Source organism: Sulfurimonas sp. (assembly GCF_023228785.1).
Taxonomy (GTDB): Bacteria; Campylobacterota; Campylobacteria; order Campylobacterales; family Sulfurimonadaceae; genus Sulfurimonas.
The window spans coordinates 1-7,178 of the sequence record NZ_JALOAN010000061.1 but is presented as its reverse complement, the minus strand read 5'-3'; the positions used below and the strand labels follow the sequence as shown (position 1 = coordinate 7,178).

Genomic DNA, 7,178 nt, shown 5'->3' with positions numbered 1-7,178 from the left:
AGTTAAGGCCTACGCACTTCATGCTCCGAGCAACTACTCAGTTTATGGTGGTAAGGCTACACTTGCACTAGAGAGTGGTGATTTTAAGTATGGTGGATTTTTTCACTATATGCAAACAGATGAAAAATTAGTTCAAAATAAAGATGGTTCACTTATCGATACGAAGGCATATGTAGAGCTTGATGGTTATAATCTTGGGATTGGATATATCCAAACAGGAAAAGATGGCGGTTGGGGTTCTGCTTATAAGGGTGGTGAAAATGTTACACCTTTTGAAGAAGGAGATAAACTCTACAACTATATAGCGATAGATACTCGAACTCCATACATAACTCTTTCTAAAAATGTTATGGGGCTTAGTCTTAGTGCTATTTATGGTCATAGTACTTATAAGCTACCTGATTCTCTATCTCTTAGCAGTACTAACTACAAGCAGAGTGAGTTTTGTTTATGGGCAGGTTATGACATCACTAAGAGTCTAAATCTTAGTGCCATTCTTACAATTATAAATGAAGATGAAAAAGATCTTGGGCATAACTCTACTGACTTAACTCAAGTTAGTACTACTCTAGCTTACAAATTTTAATCCTCTTCTAATTCTCCTCAAAAAAGAGATGCACGCGAAGGCATCTCTTTTACTCCTATAAAAATTGAATTTAATCAATATTAATTGTATACTACAGCCACTTTTGTAAATGGAGCTAAAAGGGAATGTTTACCACTCAAAGCATTATAATATTTTCATACCTCATCATTGTACTGCTTATCGGTATCTGGGCAGGTCGTGGTGTTAAAGATATCAAGGATTATGCTGTAGCTTCAAAGTCATTTGGAACTATGGCTATCTTTGCAACTCTTAGTGCTTCTTTTATTGGTGGCGGTTTTTCTATGGGTAATGCTGAGAAGGTTTTTTTAGTTGGGATCTCAAATATTGTAGCTCTTTGGGGATTTAGCGTAAAAGAGATCTTAGTGGCAAAATATATCGCTCCAAACATCAAACACTACCCTGATGCCATATCTATAGGCGACATTATGGAACCAGCTTATGGAAAAGAGTCTAGGATTTTTGCAGGCGTTTTTGGTGTGATTTTAAGTGCAGGAATTCTTGGCGCTCAAATAGGTGCGATGGGATATATTTTTAATCTTTTTTTAGGACTTGACCGCTCAACTGGTATCATACTAGGTCTTAGCATCGTAATTATCTACTCAACTATAGGAGGAATGAGAGCTGTTGTTTGGACGGACATTGTTCAGTTTATAGTTCTCTCTGTTGGTATTCCACTCACTCTTTACTTTGGTATAGAGTATCTAGGTGGTTGGGGTGAAGTTGTTCAAGCGGTACCAGCAAGTCACTTCACTATCTCACTTGAGCCTATGGCGCTTATTGCTCTTATCTCACTTTTTCTTACATTTTTACTAGGTGAAACTTTAGTTCCACCCTATGTTCAAAGACTCCTTATTGGTAAAGAAAATCATAATGTAAAAAGAGGAACAATGCTTAGCGGACTTTACTCTATTCCATTTTTTCTAGTTACTGGATTGATAGGTCTTGTAGCCCTTGCTATGCAACCATCTCTAGATGCAAACCTTGCTATGCCTTATGTCATTCAAGAAGCACTTCCTCCTCTACTTCAAGCTGTAGTTATCTCAGCTATTATCTCTATCATTATGTCTTCAGCAGATTCATTTTTAAATGCAGCTGCAATCGCTTTTAATAACGACATCATAAAACCCATATTAAAGAACCCACTTAGTCAAGAAGCGGAACTTAAACTTGCACGTATGACTACTTTAGCTGTTGGTATCATAGCGGTTATATTTGCACTCTCTATTGATAGTGTTTTAGATATTCTAATCTACTCCTATAACTTTTGGGCACCTACTACCTTAGTTCCATTAGCTGCTGCTTTACTTGGTTTAAAACTTAGCAAAAAACGCTTTATAGCAGGTGCTTCAGCTGGCATCATCACTACACTTGTCTGGAGCAACCTTTTAGGCTCTCCTCTTGGGATCGATGGTTTAGTAGTGGGGACTTTGGCTAACTTCATAGCTTTTTTCTCTATAGATAAAGCAAATGCTAAAGCAAGAAAGTAACTCTAAGATATGAAAAACACAAGCCTTTTAGATCAATTTCGCTCATTTTACATAAGAAACTATCCAAATGATATGGAGACTCACATCGAGTACTTTGCTATCTTTGGCGGCCTTGGATTTGAAGTTGACACAACACAACCCATCTCTTTTCTTATAGAAGATCTCATATTAGAAAACTTTACTTATCTAAATGCAAAGATGGAAGATCTAACTCTTGGCAGTCCCATAAACAAAAGACTTCTTCATGCTCTAGCTGTTGGCGATAGAAGGATTTTTTCTGCTTTTAATAGAGCTGGACTTAACAACGGAAATGGAGGAGCAGCACTTAACTATCTTCAAGAGCGAGGCTTAGTTCAGATCGAGTACTCAAGAGAAGAAAGCAACAAAAGCCCTAACCAAAAACACAAACTAAAAAGAGAGTTAGCAAGACAAAGAATTTCGCATAAAGTACTCTTTACTCACCCATTTATAAGGTTTTGGTTTTATTTTATATATCCCAATATCAGAGATATAAGAAATAAAAAGTATGAGAGACTATTTAAGAGTCTTGAACAAAGACAAAACAGCTATACAAGCCTTGTTTTTGAAGAGCTATCAGAAGTTCTACTAAACTATAATTTGCGTGACGCTCAGATCATTAGCTCGGGAAGTTACTGGGATGCGAAGATAGAGATAGACATTTTAACTATTACAGATAATGACAAGATCTATGTAGCTGAATGCAAATGGACTAACCATGTGGTTATCAAAAAAGAGTGGCATAAACTTATGCAAAAGTGTGAGAAACTTGGTATTGAGCCTTCTCAAATCATTCTTTTTTCAAAAAGAGGTTTTTCCAAAGAGTTAAAGCAGATGCAAGGGAAAAAATTAGCACTCTATAGTAGTGATGACTTTGAAGTTCTCTTAAAAAACACCTCAAGCGATGAACTTATAGATTCTCTTTTTTAAAAGTTTAGCTAACTTCTCTTAGTGTTGTATACGCTTCTTGCAAGAGTTGAAACTTTTGTGTGTAGTGTTCTATCATAGTAGGATTTTCATGAACTATCTTATCTGGATGATAAGCTCTTGCTAACTTTTTATAGTTTCTCTTTAGTAGATCAGCACTAGCTCCAATAGGGCACTCTAGGAGTCTATAAAGCTCTGCTAAATGGTTTTGTTCTTCTTCTCTACAAAGATCTCCAAAAGTATAATTTGCAAAATCACTATAGAGTTTACTTAAGAAATGATTGTCATAACTATATTCTAAATGGTAGTGGAGCACATCTTTTTTGTTGAGTGTTCGCTCTAGTCTTGCCTTTGCTTTATGATCTCTCACGTCTACAACTAAAGAGACATCAGTACCTCTCTCTACATAGACTTCAAGTTGTGAGCGAAAGTAGCTAAGCACCCATGAATTAGGGCTCTCTAGTGTTATTAAAACTGTATTTTTATCATAAGCGTATAGATTCACTTTTACTTTTAAAGTAGCATCTAGTTTTTTTAATTCTATCTTTATAGGTTGAGTTCCAAACTTTAGCATTGAGCGTAAAAAAAACCTATGATCATACTCATGTGTAGAGGCATGATGTTGTGAGAGCTCTTTTAAAAATTCATCTCTTACCTCTGTTAATGTCTCGTTTCTAAAGACCAAAACAGACTTCGATAAAAACAGCATACCTCTTGAATGATGGTTTAAAAAGTTTTTCATCCACTCTCTATTTAGTGTGTCAAAACAAGTTGTGATAAGAATAAGATTGTTACGCAAAACAATGTCCATAAACCCACCCCTTTGAGATATTTTACTCTTCATCTAGCAAAAAAAGTTCCACATAGACAAATGGTTAAAGCCAAATATTATCTAAAAGCCTAGTTGTTCCTACCTTAGCTTCAACTAAAACCACACTATTGCCTAGCTCAACCTCTTTTATCACTTCAAAATTACGATTTAAAATCTCTACATAAAAGATCTCAAGAGGACTAAGGATCTCTCTCATCTTTTGCACTATCTCATCTCTATCTCTAATATTTTTAGAAACTAGTTTAGCACAAAGATGAAGTGATTGTGGGATCTTAAGTGCCTCTTGTCGCTCCTCTTTTGAGAGATAAGCATTTCTACTACTAAGGGCAAGTCCATCACTCTCTCTTTGAGTCTCAACCGCTACAATCTCTACATCCATAAAAAATTGTTCAACCATTAATTTTATGAGATACAACTGCTGTGCATCTTTTTTACCAAAGTAGGCTTTTGTTGGATTTACTAGATTTAAGAGCTTCATCACTACGGTTAATACACCATTGAAATGCCCTGGACGGCTAGATCCTTCAAGTACAAAGCCACGAACACAAGGCGCTAAGATACTAACTTCATCATCTCTATAAATCTCATCAACAGATGGAAAAAACAAAACATCAACACCACTTAACTCGCATATTTTTTTATCGGCTTCATCTCTCTTAGGATAAATGCTCAGATCTTCACCCTTTAAAAACTGAGTAGGATTTAAAAATACTGAGACCACAACTATCTCATTTTCTTCTCTTGCTTGTTTTATAAGTTTTGCATGTCCTTGATGCAAAGCACCCATAGTTGGGATAAAACCTATTTTTTTATCTATATTTTTGACATACTCTTTTAGCTCTTTTACTGTTGTGATAATCTTCATTTTAAGCCTCTTTTTTATATAATCGCAATTATACACTATTGGACTATTTTATGGATAATTATGAATACACAGAACTATTAAAACACTTAAGCCTAAAGATGAAAAACATTACAGGTGTTGTAGAACCTGACAAACTTAGCTCAAGACTAGATGCCATTGAAGAAGAAGAAGCTTCTCAAGATTTTTGGAATGATGCCACTTACGCTGCAAAGATTCAAAAAGAAAAAACTCAATGTCAAAGAAAACTAGATAAGTATAAAAAGGCAAGCGAAGCACTCCAAGATGCAAAAGATCTCTATGAGATGGCAAAAGAAGAAGCAGATGAAGAGACTATAGAAGCTTGTTTTAACGATAGTGAGAAACTTGAAGAACTGATTTTAAACATGGAAGTAGAAGTACTCCTTAGTGGCGAGACTGATGCTAATAATGCAATTTTATCTATCCATCCAGGAGCGGGTGGAACAGAGTCCCAAGACTGGGCAGAGATGCTGCTTCGTATGTACAAACGCTGGGCTGAGAGACGAGGCTTTGGAGTTGAAGTTTTGGACTACCAAGCTGGAGATGAAGCAGGCATCAAAGACGCTTCTATCATCATAAAAGGCGAAAATGCTTATGGCTACTTAAAAGTAGAAAACGGTATCCATAGACTTGTTCGCATCTCCCCTTTTGACTCAAATGCAAAAAGACATACCTCTTTTACTTCTGTTATGGTCTCTCCAGAGATTGATGATGATATAAACATAGTAGTAGAAGATAAGGATATCCGCATAGACACATATCGCTCAAGCGGTGCAGGCGGTCAGCATGTCAACAAAACAGAGTCAGCTATTCGTATCACGCACATTAAAACTGGTGTAGTAGTTCAGTGCCAAAACGACAGATCTCAGCACAAGAATAAAGCAACTGCTATGAAGATGCTAAAGTCTCGCCTATATGAGCTAGAACTAGATGCCCAAAAAGCTGAAGCAGATGGAGTGAGTAAGAGTGAGATAGGTTGGGGACATCAGATCCGCTCTTATGTTATGCAACCATATCAGCAGATAAAAGACTCAAGAAGCAACGAAGCATATTCAAATGTATCTGGAATTTTAGATGGAGATCTAGACAAAATGCTAGAGGGTGTTTTGATATCTATGAACAAAGTATAAATAAACCCTCAATGCATTCCACCTCAGGAGAGGATGGAACGAGAAAGGATAGATATTATTCTTCTTCTTTCTTTCTCACAAAACTATAACCCAAAAAGCCAACACCAAAGATCATAGCTCCAATTGTTAAGTATTTCATCTGCTTAGCTTGAAAGTTTTTCAACTCTTCTACATACTTAGTTCCATCGGGTTGAGCTTTTTTACTTGAACTAGTTCCTGATCCACCAGCTACTTTTGCTTCCATCCTAGCTACATTTAATGCAGCTAATTCATTCTCTGTATAAGCTTCTTTTGGAGTGAGCCAAAAATGTACAACAAAACCAACAAGAAGCATCAAGCTACCCGCAACTCTAAAAAGCACTATCTTATGTTTTTTTAAAAATCCCAAAATCATTCCTCTACTTAAGCATTCATAATGCAAATTATGTCAAAATCACGGTATGAATTTACTTAAAGAATTTTATCTTAACGATAGTTGCTCATATCTTAAGAACAAAAACCAAACTACTCACTACAAGGTTATAGAAAACTGTGATGAAACACAATGTCTTTCACTTATACAAAGAGGTTATAGAAGATTTGGCAAGATGTATTTTAGACCTATTTGCAAGGATTGCGATGAGTGTAAAAGCATAAAGATAGATGTTAAAAACTTTGAGTTTTCAAAATCCGATAGAAGAGTTATGAGAAAAGCTAAAGATATAAAAAGTTATATCCAAACTCCTAGCATGACAAAAGAGCATCTCAGACTATTTGACAAGTACCATCTCTATATGAAAGATAAAAAAGGTTGGGAACACTCTTATGTAAATCCTCAAAATTACTATAGTTCTTTTGTAAATGGTCATAATGGTTATGGATATGAGATTTTATACTATGACCAAGAGAGGCTTATTGGGGTAGATCTTATAGATATTCTTGAAGATGGTATATCTTCTATCTATTTTTATTATGATCCTCATTACAGTAGTTACTCTTTAGGCAAACTCTCACTTCTTTATGAAATTGAGTTTGCCAAGACACAAAAAATGGACTGGATTTATCTAGGCTATTATGTAGAAGATTGTGATTCACTCTCTTATAAAGCTCTATATAAGCCCTATCTAACGCTTAAAGGAAGACCTGAAGAGGGTGAAGACTTTAGTTGGATTTAGACAACTCTTCTACTTGAGAGTGTAAATCTAACTGTGTAAACCTTAAAAATTGAATTTATTTGATATAGTCATCAAGTGAATTATTTATAAGGATTTACACATGAGTTTGATAAACCACGAAGAGCTAAAAAAGCAAATTA

At 35.5% G+C, this 7,178-nt stretch carries 8 protein-coding genes; 5 read left to right on the top strand and 3 right to left on the bottom strand.

Annotated features, from left to right (window positions below; translation table 11 throughout):
- The 3 genes from M0Q24_RS11110 to M0Q24_RS11100 form a co-directional block, all read left to right on the top strand.
- Positions 1-586: Opr family porin (locus M0Q24_RS11110; protein WP_295050656.1), on the top strand; the 586-nt coding region annotated here is incomplete at its 5' end.
- 125 nt (positions 587-711) lie between these two features.
- Positions 712-2,094 (top strand): sodium:solute symporter, encoded by a 1,383-nt coding sequence (locus M0Q24_RS11105; protein WP_295050654.1) that lies wholly within the window; start codon positions 712-714, stop codon positions 2,092-2,094.
- Positions 2,095-2,103: 9 nt separating this feature from the next.
- On the top strand, positions 2,104-3,042 hold the full coding sequence (locus M0Q24_RS11100; protein ID WP_295050653.1) for a DUF234 domain-containing protein: 939 nt from the start codon (positions 2,104-2,106) through the stop codon (positions 3,040-3,042).
- A 4-nt stretch (positions 3,043-3,046) separates the two neighbouring features.
- Here the strand turns inward: M0Q24_RS11100 and M0Q24_RS11095 are convergent, their stop codons facing one another.
- Together M0Q24_RS11095 and panC are read right to left on the bottom strand one after the other, a co-directional pair.
- Positions 3,047-3,883, bottom strand: coding sequence for a DnaJ family molecular chaperone (locus M0Q24_RS11095; RefSeq protein WP_295050651.1), 837 nt, complete (start codon positions 3,881-3,883; stop codon positions 3,047-3,049).
- Between the two features lie 31 nt (positions 3,884-3,914).
- Positions 3,915-4,736: a pantoate--beta-alanine ligase gene (gene panC, locus M0Q24_RS11090; RefSeq protein WP_295050650.1), complete on the bottom strand. Its 822-nt coding sequence runs from the start codon at positions 4,734-4,736 to the stop codon at positions 3,915-3,917.
- Positions 4,737-4,786: 50 nt separating this feature from the next.
- Here panC and prfB point away from each other — a divergent pair, with 50 nt between their 5' ends.
- Positions 4,787-5,884 (top strand): peptide chain release factor 2, encoded by a 1,098-nt coding sequence (gene prfB, locus M0Q24_RS11085; RefSeq protein WP_295050649.1) that lies wholly within the window; start codon positions 4,787-4,789, stop codon positions 5,882-5,884.
- Between the two features lie 55 nt (positions 5,885-5,939).
- Here the strand turns inward: prfB and M0Q24_RS11080 are convergent, their stop codons facing one another.
- Entirely contained in the window at positions 5,940-6,272 is a 333-nt protein-coding gene (locus M0Q24_RS11080) for a hypothetical protein (RefSeq protein ID WP_295050647.1), read from the bottom strand.
- Between the two features lie 52 nt (positions 6,273-6,324).
- Between M0Q24_RS11080 and M0Q24_RS11075 the strand changes: the two genes are divergently transcribed.
- A complete protein-coding gene (locus M0Q24_RS11075; RefSeq protein WP_295050645.1) occupies positions 6,325-7,038 on the top strand; it encodes an arginyltransferase in 714 nt (237 codons plus the stop codon).
- Positions 7,039-7,178: the final 140 nt, after the last annotated feature.